At 68.6% G+C, this 17,662-nt stretch carries 14 protein-coding genes; 5 read left to right on the top strand and 9 right to left on the bottom strand.

The features are described from left to right. The first annotated feature begins 6 nt into the window (after positions 1-6). Positions 7-657: a phosphoribosyltransferase gene (locus tag ACU6XJ_RS27915; protein ID WP_476318076.1), complete on the top strand. Its 651-nt coding sequence runs from the start codon at positions 7-9 to the stop codon at positions 655-657. A 63-nt stretch (positions 658-720) separates the two neighbouring features. On the opposite strand, the gene ACU6XJ_RS27910 is transcribed toward ACU6XJ_RS27915, so the two are convergent. The 3 genes from ACU6XJ_RS27910 to pgl form a co-directional block, all read right to left on the bottom strand. Further along, positions 721-2,754, bottom strand: a complete 2,034-nt coding sequence (locus ACU6XJ_RS27910) for an FG-GAP-like repeat-containing protein (protein WP_476318073.1) — start codon at positions 2,752-2,754, stop codon at positions 721-723. 231 nt (positions 2,755-2,985) lie between these two features. Continuing rightward, positions 2,986-3,714, bottom strand: a complete 729-nt coding sequence (locus ACU6XJ_RS27905; protein ID WP_476318070.1) for an FkbM family methyltransferase — start codon at positions 3,712-3,714, stop codon at positions 2,986-2,988. A 10-nt stretch (positions 3,715-3,724) separates the two neighbouring features. After that, positions 3,725-4,498: a 6-phosphogluconolactonase gene (gene pgl, locus ACU6XJ_RS27900; RefSeq protein WP_476318067.1), complete on the bottom strand. Its 774-nt coding sequence runs from the start codon at positions 4,496-4,498 to the stop codon at positions 3,725-3,727. A 146-nt stretch (positions 4,499-4,644) separates the two neighbouring features. Between pgl and ACU6XJ_RS27895 the strand changes: the two genes are divergently transcribed. Continuing rightward, positions 4,645-5,670, top strand: coding sequence for an isoaspartyl peptidase/L-asparaginase family protein (locus ACU6XJ_RS27895; RefSeq protein ID WP_476318064.1), 1,026 nt, complete (start codon positions 4,645-4,647; stop codon positions 5,668-5,670). A 1,253-nt stretch (positions 5,671-6,923) separates the two neighbouring features. Next, positions 6,924-7,475 (top strand): hypothetical protein, encoded by a 552-nt coding sequence (locus tag ACU6XJ_RS27890; RefSeq protein WP_476318062.1) that lies wholly within the window; start codon positions 6,924-6,926, stop codon positions 7,473-7,475. A gap of 81 nt (positions 7,476-7,556) precedes the next feature. Here the strand turns inward: ACU6XJ_RS27890 and ACU6XJ_RS27885 are convergent, their stop codons facing one another. The 6 genes from ACU6XJ_RS27885 to tkt all read right to left on the bottom strand — a co-directional run bounded on the left by ACU6XJ_RS27885 (position 7,557) and on the right by tkt (position 15,586). Then, on the bottom strand, positions 7,557-8,162 hold the full coding sequence (locus ACU6XJ_RS27885; protein WP_476318060.1) for a hypothetical protein: 606 nt from the start codon (positions 8,160-8,162) through the stop codon (positions 7,557-7,559). A gap of 85 nt (positions 8,163-8,247) precedes the next feature. Continuing rightward, positions 8,248-9,282: a glucose-6-phosphate dehydrogenase assembly protein OpcA gene (gene opcA / locus ACU6XJ_RS27880; protein WP_476318058.1), complete on the bottom strand. Its 1,035-nt coding sequence runs from the start codon at positions 9,280-9,282 to the stop codon at positions 8,248-8,250. Next, entirely contained in the window at positions 9,279-10,805 is a 1,527-nt protein-coding gene (zwf, locus tag ACU6XJ_RS27875) for a glucose-6-phosphate dehydrogenase (protein ID WP_476318055.1), read from the bottom strand. Before zwf ends, opcA begins: the two co-directional genes overlap by 4 nt. After that, positions 10,798-12,399, bottom strand: coding sequence for a glucose-6-phosphate isomerase (locus tag ACU6XJ_RS27870; protein WP_476318052.1), 1,602 nt, complete (start codon positions 12,397-12,399; stop codon positions 10,798-10,800). The genes zwf and ACU6XJ_RS27870 overlap by 8 nt, the downstream gene beginning before the upstream one ends. A gap of 29 nt (positions 12,400-12,428) precedes the next feature. Then, on the bottom strand, positions 12,429-13,544 hold the full coding sequence (gene tal / locus ACU6XJ_RS27865; protein ID WP_476318049.1) for a transaldolase: 1,116 nt from the start codon (positions 13,542-13,544) through the stop codon (positions 12,429-12,431). Further along, on the bottom strand, positions 13,541-15,586 hold the full coding sequence (gene tkt, locus ACU6XJ_RS27860) for a transketolase (RefSeq protein WP_476318674.1): 2,046 nt from the start codon (positions 15,584-15,586) through the stop codon (positions 13,541-13,543). The genes tal and tkt overlap by 4 nt, the downstream gene beginning before the upstream one ends. A 407-nt stretch (positions 15,587-15,993) precedes the next feature. On the opposite strand from tkt, the gene ACU6XJ_RS27855 reads away from it, so the two are divergent. Further along, a complete protein-coding gene (locus ACU6XJ_RS27855; RefSeq protein WP_476318047.1) occupies positions 15,994-16,920 on the top strand; it encodes a heme o synthase in 927 nt (308 codons plus the stop codon). 133 nt (positions 16,921-17,053) lie between these two features. Then, positions 17,054-17,641 carry an FKBP-type peptidyl-prolyl cis-trans isomerase gene (locus ACU6XJ_RS27850; protein WP_476318044.1) on the top strand — a complete coding sequence of 196 codons (588 nt, stop codon included), beginning with the start codon at positions 17,054-17,056 and terminating at the stop codon, positions 17,639-17,641. The last annotated feature ends 21 nt before the right edge of the window (positions 17,642-17,662 follow it).

The raw sequence follows: 17,662 nt of genomic DNA, 5'->3' as shown, positions 1-17,662 counted from the left end.
TGGCACGTGACTGGTCTGGTTGAGCTACCTTTCGCCGACCGCGTCATCGCGGGCCGTGCCTTGGCGAGCCTGCTGCTCCACGACGAGTGGCGGGATCCCATCGTGCTGGGCATGGTCCGCGGCGGCGTGCCCGTGGCCGCCCCGGTCGCTCAAGCCCTCGGCGCGGAGCTGGAGGTGGTGGTGGCCCGCAAGATCGGCGCCCCGCAACAGCCGGAATTCGGCGTCGGTGCCATCACCCCCAGCGGGCCGCCCATCTACGACCAGCGCTCTCTGTACGCGCTGGGTCTCACCGAGGACGCGTTGGCGGAGGAGTGCGAACGTGAGCAGGCCGAAGCCCGGCGCAGGCGGGACCGGTACCGAGGCGGCCGCCCGGCCCCTCGCTTGGCCGGCCGTGACGTGATCGCGGTCGACGACGGCTTGGCCACCGGCATCACCGCGCGGGCGGTGATCCGAGACCTCGGTCTGGCCTCGCCAAGGCGGCTGGTGCTCGCTGTTCCGGTCTGCGCTCGCGAGTCGGCGCAGCAGATCCGCCACGAGGTGGATCAGCTGGTGTGCGTCGCCGCCCCTCGCAACTTCATGGCGGTAGGCCAGTGGTACCGCGATTTTCGCCAGGTGACCGACGCGGAAGTGGAAGACCTTCTCCTGCACAGCGTCTGAAGCGCCAATGACCGTGAGTGGCAAGGCGATTCCAAGCCGGCCTTACCACTCACGGTCATGTGGTTACGGCGTCACAGGGATGGAGCGGGGCAGCTCCCAGTTGCCGGGGCCGCTGTCGAACTTGATCACGCCCTTCTCCAGGCCGGTGGTGGTGCCGTTGAAGACCCACAGCCTGGTGTGGCCGCCGCCGTAGTCGTAGAAGCCGCCTGCGTCGGCGCGGCCGTCACCGTTGAAGTCGCCGATCGCCCACTTGCTGCTCGGGGCGTTCCAGTTCCCGTTGCCTGAGTCGAACTTCAGGTCCGGGTTCGCCAGGCCGTCGGCCTTGCCGTAGAAGATCCACAAGCCGGTGCGGCCGTTGTTGTACTCGTAGACCGCGAGCACGTCCGTCCGGCCGTCGCCGTTGAAGTCGCCGGTGTTGAACCTGCTGCGGCCTGCTTCCCAGTTTCCGTTGCCGCTGTCGAACTTCAGGTCGCCCTTCGTGAAACCGTCCGCGGTGCCGTACCAGATCCAGATGCCGGTGCGACCGTTCGAATAGTCGTATGACCCGGCCACATCGGCCTTGCCGTCACCGTTGAAGTCACCGGAGAAGAACCTGCTGGAGCCGTAGTTCCAATTGCCGTTGCCGGAGTCGAACTTCAGCTGCGGGTTCGCGAAGCCCGTGCCCGTGCTGTACCAGACCCACAGGCCGGTGCGACCATTCGAGTAGTCGTAGGCACCCGAGATGTCGGCCTTGCCGTCGCCGTTGAAGTCGCCCGCGGTGAAGGTGCTCGACGGGAAGTGCCAGTTGCCGTTCCCGCTGTCGAACTTCAGCTCGGGCTTGGTGAAACCGCCTTCCTCGTTGGCGTACCAGACCCACAGGCCGGTGCGGCCGTTCGTGTAGTCGTAGAACCCGGCCAGGTCCGCCCGCCCGTCACCGTTGAAGTCGCCGGGGACGAACTTGCTGTTGCCAGCGTTGTAGTTGCCGTTGCCGCTGTCCCACTTCAGGTCCGGGTTTTGCACGCCATCGGCCAACCCCTTGAACGTCCACAGGCCGGTGCGGCTGTTGGCGTAGTCGTAGAACGAGCCGATGTCCTCGCGGCCGTCGGCGTTGAAGTCGGTCGCGTTCGGGCGCTTCACCGTCGCCGAGGCGATCAGCGATGGGACACCGGTCTGGCCTGCGGCGTTCACGCCGACCACGCGGTAGTGCCAGGTCTGCTTGCCGGGCAGGCCTGCGTGGGTGAACCCAGGCGTGGTCACCGTGCCCAGCAGCGTCGACTGCCCGATCGGCACGTCCGCGCTGGTGGAGCCGTACACGCGGAACGAGGTGTAGCGCTGGGAGGCGACCGACACCCAGCTCAGGTTGATCGCGTGCTGGGTGGCGGGAGTGGCCGTGAGCGCGGTCATCCGCGGCTCCAGCCAGTCGCGGAGGTTGTCCACCCGCGACTCGACCGCGCCCTTGCGGGTCTCCGACTCCCCGACGCAGCTGTGCTGCCATGAGGAGCTGTTCACCGCGGCAAGCTCGACGACGCCGTTCGCCTCGCGGAAGGCCGGGCCACCGGCATCGCCGCGGCACACGGCGGCCTCGGCGTCACCGAGTGCGTCGAAGCTCGCCTCACCGACGCTGTTGACCTTGAACACGGCGGACTGGAGCTGGTCCGGCACCCACTCGGCGTGCGTGCGGCCGTAACCGGCGACCCGCAGCGACTCGCCAGGCACCGGTGCGGTCGCGCTCAGCTTGAGCGGCGCGATGTCGGTGACCGGGGTGGCCAGCCTGGCCAGCACCAGGTTGCGGGCGGGATTGCTCACCAGGTCGGTGATCTTGACGACGTGGCCGCCGCCCTTGGACAGGATCGTCCGGCCGATGGTGGCCTTCGCCTCCACCTTCGGCGCACCGCCCTGACCGGCGTTCTCCGGGAAGCAGTTGTCGGCGCTGATCACCCACTCCGGGTCGATCAACGCGCCCGAGCAGCTGCGCGGCCCGACATCCAGCTTCGCGACGAACCGGTGGTTCCCGTCGGCGACGGGACTCCCGTTGCTGATGGCGTAGGCCGGGGCGCCGGTGAGCAGCCCGGTGACCACCGCCGCCAGGACGGCGACGGCTCTTCGTGGTTGTGCCACGTTCTTGACTCCTAGGATTCTGCGGATATCCCCCGCTCAAAACCTGAAGTCCGTTGATGCCGGGCCGATCTCGTTGAGATAACGGATCGGCAACTGCCCAGGTGTGCATAACCGAACTGACCTGCGGATGTGTCCAACGCCATGTAACGCCAGGGGCTAGGGCAAACGGTCCTGCATTTGTTCGCGAATGGCCTTTGTGAAATCGCTTGTGGTTGCGAATCGGAAATCGGATCAGTGCAGAAAGAGGTAGTTGCGGAGACCGGGCGTGATGCGGGTGACCGGATGCCACCCGCCCGCGAGCCAGGCATGCATGTGGTAGCCGTGTTCCGCGAGCCACCCGGTGACCGTCTGCGTGGTGTGGCCGTAGCGACGGGTGTGGCGGTCCTCGATCTCCAGCAGCAGCGTCGGATGGCAGCGGTCGATCAGTGCCTCCGCGCCGCGCAGCACCGCGAGTTCCGCGCCCTCCACATCGGCCTTGATGAACTCTACCTTGTCGATCTCGCGCAGCGTGCAGAAGTCGTCAACGGTGGTCGCCACCACGGGAACCCTGCGCTGGCGGCGGAACTCCACATTGGCGCCTGGCCCTATGGCGCCGCTGTCCACATAGGACCTTCCGGTGACGCGCATCCCGTGGCGCATCGGCACGTTCATGTACTGCCTGCCGCCCACCTCGCCCAGCGCCAGCGCGTGGCGGCGCACGTTGGGCGCGTGGTCGGCACCGAGCAGGGCGGACAGCACGGGATGCACCCTGCCCAGCGGTTCGAAGCTGTGCACCACTCCCGCCGGTCCGGTCAGCCGCGACAGCACCGAGGTGTAGGCGCCCACCGCGGCACCAACGTCGAAGCAGATGTCGCCGGGGCGAACCACCTGGTCGAGGCCGAGCAGCTCCGCCTCACCCCAGGGCGTCCAGCGGGCGAGCCCGCGGAACACCGCCGCCGATGCCGCCACTCCCAACGACATGGTTCGGCTCTCAGGTGACCGGCGCGTTGACCGACGAGGACACCTTGCCCGCGGCCGCTGGGTCCAGCAGCCACAACGTGCGGCGCAGTCCGGTGGCCCCGGCGGCGGGCAGTTGGCTCTCGTCCGTCCCGGACAGCGCGAGCGCGACCGCGGACTCCTTGGCCTCGCCGGTGGTCATCAGCCACACCTCGCCTGCGCGCCGGATCGTGGGCAGCGTGAGGGAGATCCGGATGGGCGGCGGCTTCGGCGAGTCGTGTACCGCGACCACCGTGCGCTCGGTCTCGCGCACGGCGGGGGATTCGGGGAAGATCGACGCCACGTGGCCTTCGCCGCCAACACCCAGCAGGCACACGTCGAATGCAGGCGCGTCGTTCTCCGGGCGCGCGTCGGCGGCGAGCACCCGCGCGTAGTCCTCGGCGGCGGCGTCCGGGTCGTCGCCGAAGCGCCCGTCGCTGGGCTCCATCACGTGCACCCGCGCCGGGTTTACCGGCACGTGGTCCAGCAGCGCCGCCCGCGCCTGCGTCTCGTTGCGGTCCGGGTGGCCTGCGGGCAGGAACCGCTCGTCACCCCAGTACAGGTCGACCCGCGCCCAGTCCACCGTGTCACGGGCGGGGGAGATGCGAAGCTGCTCGAGCACCGCGATGCCCGTGCTCCCGCCGGTGAGCACCAGCGAGGCGCCGCCCCGAGCTGCCTGCGCGTCGACCAGTGTGGTCACCAGCCGGGCCGCCGCGGCGGCGGCGAGCAACGTCGGGTTCTTGTGCACCACGACCTGGGTCGAGCTCACGAACACTCCTTAAGAACGATGTCTGGCCACGCGTGAGTCCATGGGAAAGGCTACGGCGTGGAGGGATATCCACGCTGGAGGAGGCTTCAATGTCGCGACCTCGATTCCGCACAGGATCGATCTTTCTCGCACTCGGTGCACTGGTGGTGTTCTCAGTTGCACCGAGCACGGCGAGTCCCGTCAATCGCACGCAGCAGCAACCCGTTGAGCAGGCCGTAGGCAAGCCGCGGCCCGACGCCCGCAACGTCATCCTGGCGGTGCACGGCGGCGCGGGCGGCGGTCTGGTCCGCGAGAACACCCCGCCCGAGGTGGAGAAGGCCTACCGCGATGGCCTGACCGCCGCGTTGAAGGCGGGCCAGGCGGTGCTGGCAAGCGGCGACAGCGTCGGCGCCGTGGAAGCCGCGGTGAAGGTGCTGGAGGACAACCCGCTGTTCAACGCGGGCAAGGGCGCGGTGTTCACCACCGACGCCGCCCACGAGTTGGACGCCTCGATCATGCGCGGCTCCGACCGGGCCGCGGGCGCCGTGGCGGGCGTCCGCAACGTGAAGAACCCGATCTCCGCCGCGCGGCTGGTCATGGAGAAGACAAAGCACGTCATGCTGGCGGGCGAGGGCGCCGACGACTTCGCCGCCGCCTCGGGCCTGCCCACCGTCACCCAGGACTACTACTGGACGCAGAAGACCTGGGACGCCCTGCTCAAGGCCAAGCAGCAGCAGGCGGCGGGCGCCGATGAGCAGAAGTTCGGCACCGTCGGCGCCGTCGCGGTCGACGGCAAGCGCGACCTGGCCGCCGCGACCTCCACCGGCGGCCTCACCAACAAGATGGTCGGCCGCGTCGGCGACTCACCTGTGATCGGCGCGGGCACCTACGCCCTCAACGACACCGCCGCCGTCAGCGCCACCGGCCAAGGCGAGGTCTTCATCCGCGGCGCCGCCGCCTCGACGATCTCCAACCTCATCGAGTTCGGCCGCCACGACCTCGCCCAATCCACCTTCGAGGTGGTCGTGAAGCGCCTGCCCGCCCTCGGCGGCACCGGCGGCGTGATCGCCCTCAACCGCACCGGCGACTTCGACGCCCCGCACAGCACCCCCGGCATGCTCCACGCCTACCTCACCGCCGACGGCAAGATCGTCACCAAGGTCTTCCTCGACGAAACTCCCGCCAACGAGTGACACCCCGGTTTTCCCGATGAACGCATGATGCGCCCCTGGGACGACATGATGTCGACCTGGGGGCGCATGGTGTCGCCCTGCGGGGTTTTTGGATTGAGTCGCCCCCGTTTCAAGGATAGGGCTGGATGAGGCTTCGGCAGGGGAAGGCCGCGGTCGAGCGAATCCTGGTGTGTCGGCCCAGGTATTGGCCGATGACAGGTCGATGACAGGTCGATGATCACGGCGGCCTCCGTTCTCGTGGTGGGAGACCGGGCCCGCGAAATCTGGGTCGACTGTGGCCGGCGGGCCGCACCTCGTGTGACATGCGGTCCCGGATCTCCGCCTGCCTGCGCGCGGGCACGGTCTCGATGGGTGGGCGGTGGTCATCGGCTGCTCAGCGGCGCCTGCGTCCCCCCCCCGGGTACCGGGCGTTGGCGGTTTCTGCCACTGGGTGTCTCGGAGGTCGGGACTCTGGACGGGTGAGTGGCGTGGGCTGTATCCCGGGTGGGTGATTTGGCCCGCGCTGTGTCCTGAGTGGTGAGTCGGCCCGCGCTGTGTGCGGGTGGGTGAGTTGTCGCGGGCTGTGGTGCCGGACGGGTGAGTTGCGCGGGCTGTGTGCCGGGCGGTGAGTTGGCGTGGGCTGTGTGCCGGGTGGGCGAGTCGGCGCGGCCTTTATCCGGGGTGGTGAGCCAACGCGGAGTATGCCGAGCCGGGATATGTCGGGTCGGGATATCTGTGGATATCAGGCTTCGGATGGTCTGCGGTATTTGATATGCGCCCATGGGCATGCGGCGCGGGTGGGTGGACTTGGGGTGAGAAGTGCGGGGGTTCGCGAGCTTCGGACGGAAGTGGCCGAGGCTGTGGCGCTGGAACCGATCGCGCCGGTTGTGGAGGTTCGTGCGTCGGCGCATCGGTGCGCGACGGCGAAGTCACATCTCACTGGCGGCGCTCGGGACCGGAGCGGGACCGCCCTCCGGGCGCCATGGCGTCCGGAGGAGCGGCGACGGTGGACCGGCGCGAGATTCGTAACCACGCGGCGGGCCGTGGCGCTTCGTAGTGGGTGGCGTGGCGACCGTGGTCCGGCCGGTGTGGCGGCGGATCGGTTGTGTTGGCTGTGGCCCGAATGCGCACTCGCGACCCATTTGCGCCGAAAACCGCAGGCCAGAAGTGCTGTGCCTTACGTAACCACTCCTGTTGGGGGCTCGTTTTTCCAGCGAAGGAAAAGGGCGCTCGTGCCGGGAAGTCGGGGCGGCACGGGACGAGGAGGAGGTTTCATGAGAGTCGCCAAAATGGCGCGTGCATCCGTGCTGCTGCTCTCGGCGGCGGCCACAATGGCCATCCCGACGACCGGTTTGGCGGACAGCGGTGTCAACCAGGCTCCCGCCTACACGCCGAAGGACCAGGGCACGCCCTGCGCTTCCGGCGCGCAGACCGGGAAGGCCTACGAGCACTGCGACGGCGGGTTCACCCCCGAGCACGCCAAGCAGGCCGTGAAGTTCCAGGCCCCGGAGGGCCAGGGCTGGGTCAAGGCAGGCGGGGAGATGACCCCCGACCGCCACCAGGCCTGCGGCTGGAGCGGCGTCGGCATCAAGATGGCAAAGACCAGCCTGGGCGTGCAGGCCTGCCATGGCATGGAGAACAAGGGCCTGGGCAACACCGGCATCCAGGGCATGCTCTTCGGGCACGAGGTCAACATGCCCGCGCCCAACCTGCCGAGCACCGGCATCCCCGCGTTCTCCGAGATCCTGCACGGCGACCTGCCCAACTGGCCGGGTCTGCCCGACAAGGTTCCCGGTATGCCGGACCACGGCGGTCACGGCTACTGATCCCCAAGCGTGCGGCCGTGAGTGTTCAGGCGAGCTCTCTGAACACTCACGGCCTTCTACTTCTGGTCGCGGTAATGCGGACTAGTCGGACTTCAGGTCCGACCTTAGGATCTTGGCCATCCGTGCCGACATGTTGTCGATCGTTTCGCTGAGTATCCACTCGTCCATGTTGTGTTCCTTCGGGAGTCGAACCATCTCTCCCGGCTTCATCCCCTCGTATGTGATGACCGCGATGGTGAAATACAGGTCGCTGCTCAAGGCGTCCAGCTTCGAGGCCGCGCTTTCTCCGCAGACGAGGCTCAGGGATTTCAGCCAGCGACCGCCTCGTTTGAGCTCTTGGGCGATCGCCATCTCGTCTTCTCGCGCATACCCTCGCCGCTCGCCCTGTTGGACGGGCGAGGCGTTCGATGACAGCCGACTGGCGGTCAGGAAGTGATCCGAGGCTTCCGTGTAGAACGTCAGTTTTTGTTCGCGAAGCCAGCGGAACTGTTCATCGTGTCGCTCGCCCTCCAGCTTTTCGGCCTCGGATTCTCTTTGCAGCTTCCACTGAAGCATGTCCCGTTCACGCTGCTCGCCCCACCGCGCCCTTTCCTGGCGCCATTGAAGTCGAGTGGTGATGAGAGTCCCTACCAGCGATACCAAGCCGCCGACCACGGCTCCGAGCAGTCCAAGCCACGCTGACCCCATGAACGCAAAGGTACGAGCCGCCGCAAGGGGAAGGAACGTTTGTGGTGGTAGCCGAGGCGATCGCCTCGGCTACCACTCACGGCTTTCAGGGCTTCTTCGGGACTCGGCGGGCGGGGCGGGGGGCGGCTTTGGCCTTGGCGGTGCGGACGGCCTTGGTGGTGGCCTCCGGGGGCTTGCGGGCGGGCGAGGCGGGTTTGGCGCGGCCCGCGACGACCTTGGAGAGCGCTTTGAGGGTCTCGTCGTAGATCTCGTCCGGGTCCAGCCTGCGGAGTTCCTCGGCAAGGCATTCGCCGATGCCGCGGCGCTGGAGGGCGACTCGGCGGTCGGGTTGGCCGGGCTGGCTGAGGGTGCCGACCCTGGCGTCGGGGCGGACCAGTTCGATGTTGCCGGACCTGCGCTCCAGCACCACCGAATGCATGCCGGAGCCGTCCACCGACTTCGCGCGGTGCACGGTGATGCTCAGGCAGGACGCCAGCCAGCCCGCGAGGAGGTCTGTGGACGGCGAGTCCGCGGCACCGGTCACGGTGGCCGCGGTGATCTTCTCGTGCGGCGGCAGGTCCATCGCGGAGGCCAGCAGCGCCCGCCAGTTGGTCAGCCGCGACCACGCCAGATCGGTGTCACCCTCCACATAGGACTCCGCACGCTGCTGAAGGGCCTTGCTCGGGTGGCGTTCAGCGGCGGCGTCGGTGATGCGGCGCTGGGCGAGCAGCCCGACGGGGTCCTTCGCGGGCACCGCAGGCGCGTGGCCCGGCCACCAGGCCACCACCGGCGCGTCGGGCAGCAGCAGCGGCATCGCGCAGGACGCGCCCTCATCGGCCAGCGGGCCGTACAGGCGCAGCACGATCACCTCGCTGGCCCCGGCGTCCCCGCCGACGCGGATCTGGGCGTCCAGCCGGGCCGCGGCGCGCTTGGGGCCGCGGGCGATGACGATCACCCGGCAGGGGTGCTCGCGGCTGGCGTCGTTGGCGGCCTCGATCGCGTCCTCGGTCCGCATGCCGTCGTCGGTCACGATGACCAGCGTCAGCACCCGCCCCAGCGCCACCGCCCCGCCCTGGGCACGCAACTCGACCAGCCGCTTGTTGACCGCAGAGGTGTTCGTCGATGGCAGGTCGATGATCACGGCCGCCTCCATTTGCGTCCCGTGCGGGCCAGCATCTCCTCGGCCGAGGCCGGTCCCCAGGTCCCTGCCCGGTACGGCTCAGGCTGCCCGCCGCGGGCCCAGTGCTCCAGCACCGGGTCGAGGATCTGCCAGGACAGCTCCACCTCGTTGTTGGTGGGGAACAGCGACGGCTCGCCGAGCAGCACGTCCAGGATGAGCCGCTCGTAGGCCTCCGGGGAGGACTCGGTGAACGCGTGGCCGTAGCCGAAGTCCATGGTCACATCGCGGATCTGCATCAACGCGCCGGGCACCTTCGAACCGAACCGCATCGTCACACCCTCATCGGGCTGCACGCGGAAGACCAGCGCGTTCTGGCCCAGTTCCTCGGTGGCGGTGTCGTCGAAAGGCAGGTGCGGGGCACGTTTGAACATCAACGCGATCTCGGTGACCCGCCTGCCCAGCCGCTTGCCGGTCCGCAGGTAGAACGGCACCCCAGCCCAGCGCCGGGAGGCGATCTCCAGGGTGATCGCGGCGTAGGTCTCGGTGGTGGAGTCCTTGGCGAAGCCCTCCTCCTCCAGCAGGCCGGGCACCTGCGTGCCGCCCTGCCAGCCCCCGGTGTACTGGCCGCGCGCCGTGGTCTCCGACAGCGGGCCCACCAGCCTGGTCGCCGACAGCACCTTGGTCTTCTCGCTGCGAAGCTCGTGCGGCGCGAAGGACACCGGCTCCTCCATGGCGGTCAGCGCCATGAGCTGGAGCAGGTGGTTCTGGATCACGTCCCGAGCCGCGCCGATGCCGTCGTAGTACCCCGCCCGGCCGCCGAGGCCGATGTCCTCGGCCATGGTGATCTGCACGTGGTCGACGTAGTTGCTGTTCCAGATCGGCTCGAACAGCGTGTTCGCGAAGCGCAGCGCCAGGATGTTCTGCACCGTCTCCTTGCCGAGGTAGTGGTCGATGCGGAACACCGAGTCCTCGGGGAAGACGTCGTTGACGATCCTGTTGAGCTCGCAGGCCGACTCCAGGTCGTGCCCGAACGGCTTCTCGATGACCACCCGGCGCCACTGGTCGTCGGTCTGCTTGGACAGACCGTGCCGGGAAAGCTGCTCGCACACCACGGGAAACGCCGCAGGCGGGATGGAGAGGTAGAAGGCGTGGTTGCCGCCGGTGCCGCGCTGCTCGTCCAGTTCGCGGATCGTTTTGGCCAGCGACTCGAATGCCTCGTCGTCGTCGAAGGAGCCCGGCACGAACCGGAAGCCCTCGGCGAGGCGATCCCACACCGTCTGCCGGAACGGGGTGCGGGCGTGTTGTTTGACGGCCTCGTAGACGACCTGCCCGAAGTCCTGATCGGCCCAGTCGCGGCGGGCGAAGCCGACGAGCGAGAAGCCCGGCGGCAGCAGCCCGCGGTTGGACAGGTCGTAGATGGCGGGCATCAGCTTCTTGCGCGACAGGTCGCCGGTGACGCCGAAGATCACCAGGCCGGAGGGCCCGGCGATCCTCGGCAGCCGCTTGTCGCGCCGGTCCCGCAGCGGGTTGTGCCACTCACCCACGGGACGCCTCTTGGATGGCCTTCACCAGGTGCGCCAGGCCCGCGGCGCGGTCGGTGAGGTGCAGCCGCAGCACCGGACGGCCCCGCTCGGCGAGCACCTGCCCGTCGCCCAGCGCCTGCGCCAACTGCAGGCCGCCCAGCGTGTAGGGCCGGTCCGGCACGTCGAGATCGTGCTCCACCTCGCCGGTGAGCTGGAGGAACACGCCGTTCTGGTGGCCGCCCTTGTGGTACTGGCCGGTGGAGTGCAGGAACCTCGGGCCCCATCCGAACGTGGTCTGCCTGCCGGTGGCCTTCGCCAGCAGCGGGCGCAGCAGCGCCGCCGAGGCGTCGTCAAGCCGGTCCAGGTAGGCGTGCACCGCCAGGTAGCCGTGCCGGGGAAGCTGCTCGTAGAAGCGCGGCAGCACCTCGGCCAGCGTCGAGGCGCCGGAGAAGTTGCCGTAGACCTCCACCGGGCCGTCCACCACGACCGGCTTGTCGTCGGAGGTGGTGTCCCCGGCGTCCAGCAGCGCGCGGGCGGCCTTCTTCGCGGCCTCAACGTCAGGCTGGTCGAAGGGGTTGATGCCCAGCACCCGGCCGACCAGCGCCGTCGCGTACTCCCACAGCAGGAACTGCGCACCCAGCGCGCCCGTCACCGAGATCGCCGCGCCGTCGACCGCCGGTCCGATGACGACGGTGGTGGCGTCCTCGCCCGCGTCGGCGAAACCGGCGGCCTCGGTGTCCTCCACCGCGATCGGCAGCAGACCGGTGCCGTTCTTGCCGGTGGACTCGGCGATGAGCTGCTCGACCCAGTCCGGGAAGCCCTTGATGCCGGAGCCGGAATCGGCGAACACCACCTTCTCCGCGCCCTTGGTGTGCGCGGCGCCGAGCGCGGCGGCCAGCTTGATCGCCGGGTTGTCCTTGCTGTCCTGCGCGAGCGCCTGCGCGATCTCGGTCGCCTCGTCCAGCAGCGCGATCACGTCCACGCCCGCCAGCACCGACGGGACAAGGCCGAACTCGGTGAGCGCCGAGTACCGGCCGCCGACATGCGGTTCGGCGAGGAACACCTTGCGGTAGCCCGCGTCGGTGGCCAGCTGCTCCAGCGGGGAGCCGGGGTCGGTGACCACGACGATGCGGGAGGCCGCGTCGATGCCCGCGTCGGTGAACGCCTTCTCGAAGATGCGCCGGTGGCTGTCGGTCTCCACCGTGCCGCCGGATTTCGACGACACCACCAGCACCGTGCGCTCCAGGTCGCCCGCGAGTGCGTCCGCGACCTGGCCGGGGTCGGTGGTGTCGAGCACCGTCAGCGGCACACCCGCGGTGTTGCAGATGACCTCCGGTGCCAGCGAGGAGCCGCCCATGCCTGCGAGCACCACCCGGTCCACGCCCTCGGCGTGCAACGAGGCCCGAAGCTGCAGGATCGCGGGCACCAGCGCACGCGAGCTCTGGTGTAGACCCGTCCACGCCAGGCGGATCGATGCCTCCCCGTGGGCCTCTTGGCCCCACAGGTCGGCATCGCCGCCGGTCAGCTTGGACGCCACCTGGTCAGCGGCAAGGCTACCGGCGATGGCGTCCACCTCCTCAGAGTTCGAGCTGCTGAGGATCGAAACGTCCGCCATCGCTGGTCTACGCCTCCGCTAGTTGAAACTCACTTCCGAGCTTTTTCCAGCTGCCCGGAGACAGTCTCCAGGAGCTCGGCCCACGACTTCTCGAACTTCTCCACGCCTTCGGTTTCCAACACCGTGAAGACGTCGTCCAGATCGATGCCCGCGTCGGCCAGCGCGTCGAAGACCTCCTGCGCCTGCTCGGCCTTGCCGGTCACGGTATCGCCTTCGATCTTGCCGTGGTCGGCGACCGCGTGCAGTGTCTTCTCCGGCATGGTGTTTACGACGCCCGCGACAACAAGTTCATCGACGTAGCGGGTGTCGGAGTAGGACGGGTCCTTCACACCGGTCGACGCCCACAGCGGACGCTGCGGCACCGCGCCCTCGGCCGCCAGCGCCTGCCACCGGTCGGTGCCGAAGACCTCCTGGTAGGCGGCGTAGGCGAGCCGGGCGTTGGCGATGGCCGCCTGCCCGCGCAGCGCCTTGGCCTCCGGGGTGTCCAGCTTGTCGATGCGCTTGTCGATCTCGGAGTCCACCCGGGACACGAAGAACGAGGCCACCGAGCCGATCGCGGACAGGTCGTGGCCGTTGGCCTTGGCCTGCTCGATGCCGTCCAAGAAGGCGTCCATCACGTCGCGGTAGCGCTCCACGGAGAAGATCAGCGTCACGTTCACGCTGATGCCTTCGGCGAGCACCCTGGTGATCGCGGGCAGGCCGGCCTTCGTCGCGGGGATCTTGATGAACAGGTTGGGGCGGTCCACCGTCTTCCACAGGTCCTGCGCCTCGGCCACCGTCTTGTCGGTGTCGTGCGCCAGCCGCGGATCGACCTCGATGGACACCCGGCCGTCGACCAGCTTCGTCGACTCCACAATGGACCGGAACTTGTCACAGGCGGTGCGGACGTCGTCGGTGGTGACCTCACGGACCACCTGCTCGACGGACGCGTCGCGGGCGGCGAGTTCGCGGACCTGCTCGTCGTAGGCGCTGCCCTTGGCCAGTGCGCCCGCGAAGATCGTCGGGTTGGTGGTCACGCCGACCACGTGCTGGTCGCGGATGAGCTCCTCCAGATTGCCGGAGTTCAGCCGCTCCCTGGACAGGTCATCCAGCCAAATCGACACGCCGGCCGCGCTGAGCGCGGCGAGCTTGGGCTGCTCCGTCACTTGCTTTCCTCCCCTTGGGTCTTGGCAAGGCTGCGCTTTGCGGCAGCGACCACGTTCTCGGTGGTGAAACCGAACTCGCGGAACAGGGTCTGGTAGTCGGCGGACGCGCCAAAGTGATCGATACCGACGATCTCACCGGCATCGCCCGCGAAGCGGTACCACCCATCGGGTACCCCGGCTTCGACGACCACACGTGCCTTCACCGAAGGCGGAAGCACCTGGTTGCGGTACGCCTCGTCCTGGGCGTCGAACCACTCCACCGAAGGCATCGACACCACCCTTGTTGCCACGCCATCGCCCTCGAGCACCTTCGCGGCCTCGACGGCCATCTGAAGCTCGGAGCCGGTGGCGATCAGCACCAGCTTCGGACCCGCGTCGCCGGATTCCTCCACCAGCACGTAGCCGCCGCGGGCCACGCCTTCGGCGCTGGTGCCTTCCAGCGTCGGCACGTTCTGCCGGGTCAGGGCCAGGCCTGCGGGGCCCTCGGGCCGCTCCAGGATCGCCTTCCAGGCGTAGGCGGTCTCGTTGGCGTCGCCGGGGCGGACCACGGTGAGGCCGGGGATCGCGCGCAGCGCGGTGAGGTGCTCGATCGGCTGGTGAGTCGGGCCGTCCTCGCCGAGGCCGATCGAGTCGTGCGTCCACACGTAGACCACCGCGGACTTCATCAGCGCCGCCAGCCGCACCGCGGGCCGCATGTAGTCGGAGAACACCAGGAAAGTGCCGCCGTAGGGGCGGGTCGGGCCGTGCAGCGCGATGCCGTTGAGGATGGAGCCCATGGCGTGCTCGCGGACACCGAAGTGCAGCGTGCGGCCGTAGGGGTTGGCCTTCCACTCCTTGGTGGAGGTGTGCTCGGGGCCGAAGGAGTCGGCGCCCTTCATCGTGGTGTTGTTGCTCTCCGCCAGGTCCGCGGAGCCGCCCCACAGCTCGGGCAGCACGTCGGCCAGCGCGGCCAGCACCTCACCGGAGGCCTTGCGGGTGGCCAGGCCCTTCGGGTCGGGGGAGTAGCTGGGCAGCTTCTCCGCCCAGCCCGCGGGCAGGTCGCGGCCGATCAGGCGGTCCAGCAGCGCCTTGCGCTCCGGGTTGGCCTGCGCCCAGGCGTCGAAGGAGGACTGCCACTCCCGCTTGGCCGCCTCACCGCGGTCGATGACCTTGCGGGCGTGCGCGATGACCTCGTCGTCGACGTGGAACTTCTTCGCCGGGTCGAAGCCCAGGATCTCCTTGACCTTGGCGACCTCGTCCTCGCCCAGCGCGGCGCCGTGCGCCTTGCCGGTGTTCATCTTCGTCGGCGCGGGAAAGCCGATCACGGTGTGCAGGATGATGATCGAGGGCTTGCCGGTCTCGGCCTTCGCCGCCTCGAGCGCGTCCAGGATGCCGGTGACGTTCTCGCCGCCCTCGACCTGCTGCACATGCCAGCCGTAGGCCTCGTACCGCTTGGCGACGTCCTCGGACAACGCGATGTTGGTGTCGTCCTCGATGGAGATGCGGTTGTCGTCGTAGATCACGACGAGGTTGCCAAGCTCCTGGTGACCGGCGATCGAGGAGGCCTCCGAGGTCACGCCCTCCTCGATGTCACCGTCGGAGGCGATCACGAAGATGTGGTGGTCGAACGGGCTCTCGCCGGGGGCGGCGTCCGGGTCGAACAGGCCGCGCTCGCGGCGGGCCGCCATCGCCATGCCTACCGCGGAGGCCATGCCCTGGCCCAGCGGGCCGGTGGTGATCTCGACGCCGGGGGTGTGCCGGTGCTCGGGGTGGCCGGGGGTCTTCGAGCCCCAGGTGCGCAGCGCCTCGAGGTCCGCCAGTTCCAGCCCGTAGCCCGACAGGTACAGCTGGAGGTACAGGGTGAGGCTGGAGTGGCCGCAGGACAGCACGAAGCGGTCCCGGCCGATCCAGTCGGCGTCGGCCGGATCGTGCCGCATGACACGCTGGAAGAGGGCGTAGGCCAGCGGGGCGAGGCTCATCGCCGTGCCGGGGTGCCCGTTGCCGACGTTCTGCACGGCCTCGGCGGCGAGTACGCGGACCGTGTCGACCGCGCGGCGGTCCAACTCGGACCAGTCCCCGGGGAGCTGCGGCGTGGTGAGACGCTCAAGGTCCCTGCTGTCGGTTTCGGACTGGCTGACTGTCTCTGTGACGGACACGGACCTGCTCTCGCTTTCGGCTCAACATCGATTCACTAGCCTCAACCGAAGCCTAATGGCGCTGACTGAGGCGTGTCAGATGATGTCGGCCTTTGTTAAGCCGCAGCGGGTGCGGACGTGGCCTAGCGCACGCTTGCCCGCCCCCGGGACGTTCCCGTGTAGATCCGCGACTACCATCCGGTAGACCCGCTTGTCGAGGTCGGTAACCCGATCCGGCCTCGAAACTGACTGAGGAGAACCATGCCGGTGCTGAATGCTGCCCAGGTTCGGCCTGCCGGCCGCATGACCGGCGGAACCTGTCAGCGGGCGGCTCGGTGAGCGCCCTGCTTGACGCGCCTGTTCAGCGCTCCTTCGGGCAGATTCTGAAGGCCTACGTCGCACTGACCAAGCCGCGCGTCATCGAGTTGCTGCTGGTCACCACGGTGCCCGCGATGCTGCTCGCCGAGCGCGGTCTGCCGTCGCCCTGGCTGGTGCTGGCCACCCTGGTCGGCGGCACCATGGCCGCGGGCAGCGCGAACGCGCTCAACTGCGTGGTCGACGCCGATATCGACGCGGTGATGAAGCGCACGTCGGCCCGGCCGCTGGTGCGGCACGAGGTGCCGAGGCGCAACGCGCTGGTCTTCGGCGTGGTGCTCGGCCTGGGTTCCTTCGGCTTCCTGTGGGCCACCACGAACCTGCTCTCGGCGGTGCTGGCCGTCGTCACGATCCTGTTCTACGTGCTGGTCTACACGATGGTGCTCAAGCGCCGGACCGCGCAGAACATCGTGTGGGGCGGCGCCGCGGGCTGCATGCCGGTCGTCATCGGCTGGTCCGCGGTGACCGGCGACATCGGCTGGCCCGCGTTCGTGATGTTCGGGGTGATCTTCTTCTGGACGCCGCCGCACTTCTGGTCGCTGGCCATGAAGTTCCGCGACGACTACGCCAAGGCGGGCGTGCCGATGCTGCCGGTGGTGGCCACCCCCGCGCAGGTGGCCCGCCAGATCGTGATCTACACCTGGGTGATGGTCGGCTGGTCGCTGCTGCTGGTGCCCGCCACGAGTTGGGTGTACCTCGTCACGTCGGTGGTCGCGGGCGGCTGGTTCATCCTGCTGGCGCACCGCCTCCAGAAGGCGCTGCGGAATGACGAGAAGACCAATCCGATGAAGTTGTTCCACCTGTCCAACACCTATTTGATGTTGGTTTTCGTCGCGATTGCCGTGGATTCGGCTTTTGGTCTTCCAGTGTTCGGTCTGCCCTTCTGACCTGCTCAGACGCCCGGCTGTGAAATCGGTGTCAGCTGTCTTTTAGCACCGATTTCACGGCGCGGCCGGCGCACTTGGGCCAGTTTTCATTTCAGGATTCAGCTATGCCCGTTGTGGAAATAGGCTGCCCGCCATGCGGAAGACGTTGGGCATTGCGGCCCTCATCCTGAGCGTGGCGACGGCCGCCGGCTGTTCCGGTGGCGACGGGTTCACCCAGATCAACGTGCCGAAGGATGCGCCGATCCAGGAGAAGGCGCCCGCGGCTCCGGCGAAGAAGGTCGGCAAGGAGTGCACGGCGGCGGACCTGAAGGTCTCCGGCCAGCCGGGCGAGAAGCCGACGGTGACACTGCCCAAGACCTGTGACGCACCCGCCAAGCTGGTGGTGAAGGACTTGGTGCCCGGCACCGGGGTGCCGACCAAGCAGGGCGACGCGCTGACGTTCCACTACACCCAGGTGGCGTGGTCCAGCGCGAAGGAGACCGACTCCTCGCTGGACCGGGGCGAGCCCATCAACGTGTCGAACATCGGCAAGTCCGACATGACCGCCGCCGAGATCATCGAGGGCTGGAACCAAGGCCTGGTCGGCGTGCGGGAAGGCGCCCGCAGGCTGCTGATCGTGCCGCCGGAGATGGCATTCGGGAACAACTCGCCCAACGCGGACATCGCGCCGAACGACACCATCGTCTATGTGATCGATGTGACCCGCATCGGCGCGGTGTGACCGGTGCGGGAATGCGTGGGC

The organism is Actinorectispora metalli (genome assembly GCF_056323685.1).
This window is presented reverse-complemented; position numbering and strand designations above follow the sequence as displayed.

Coding starts and splice junctions, on each gene's coding strand:
- ACU6XJ_RS27850 (WP_476318044.1), top strand. CDS start 17,054: ATGCGGAAGACGTTGGGCATTGCGGCCCTCATCCTGAGCGTGGCGACG.
- ACU6XJ_RS27905 (WP_476318070.1), bottom strand. CDS start 3,714: ATGTCGTTGGGAGTGGCGGCATCGGCGGCGGTGTTCCGCGGGCTCGCC.
- ACU6XJ_RS27885 (WP_476318060.1), bottom strand. CDS start 8,162: ATGGGGTCAGCGTGGCTTGGACTGCTCGGAGCCGTGGTCGGCGGCTTG.
- ACU6XJ_RS27870 (WP_476318052.1), bottom strand. CDS start 12,399: ATGGCGGACGTTTCGATCCTCAGCAGCTCGAACTCTGAGGAGGTGGAC.
- ACU6XJ_RS27890 (WP_476318062.1), top strand. CDS start 6,924: ATGAGAGTCGCCAAAATGGCGCGTGCATCCGTGCTGCTGCTCTCGGCG.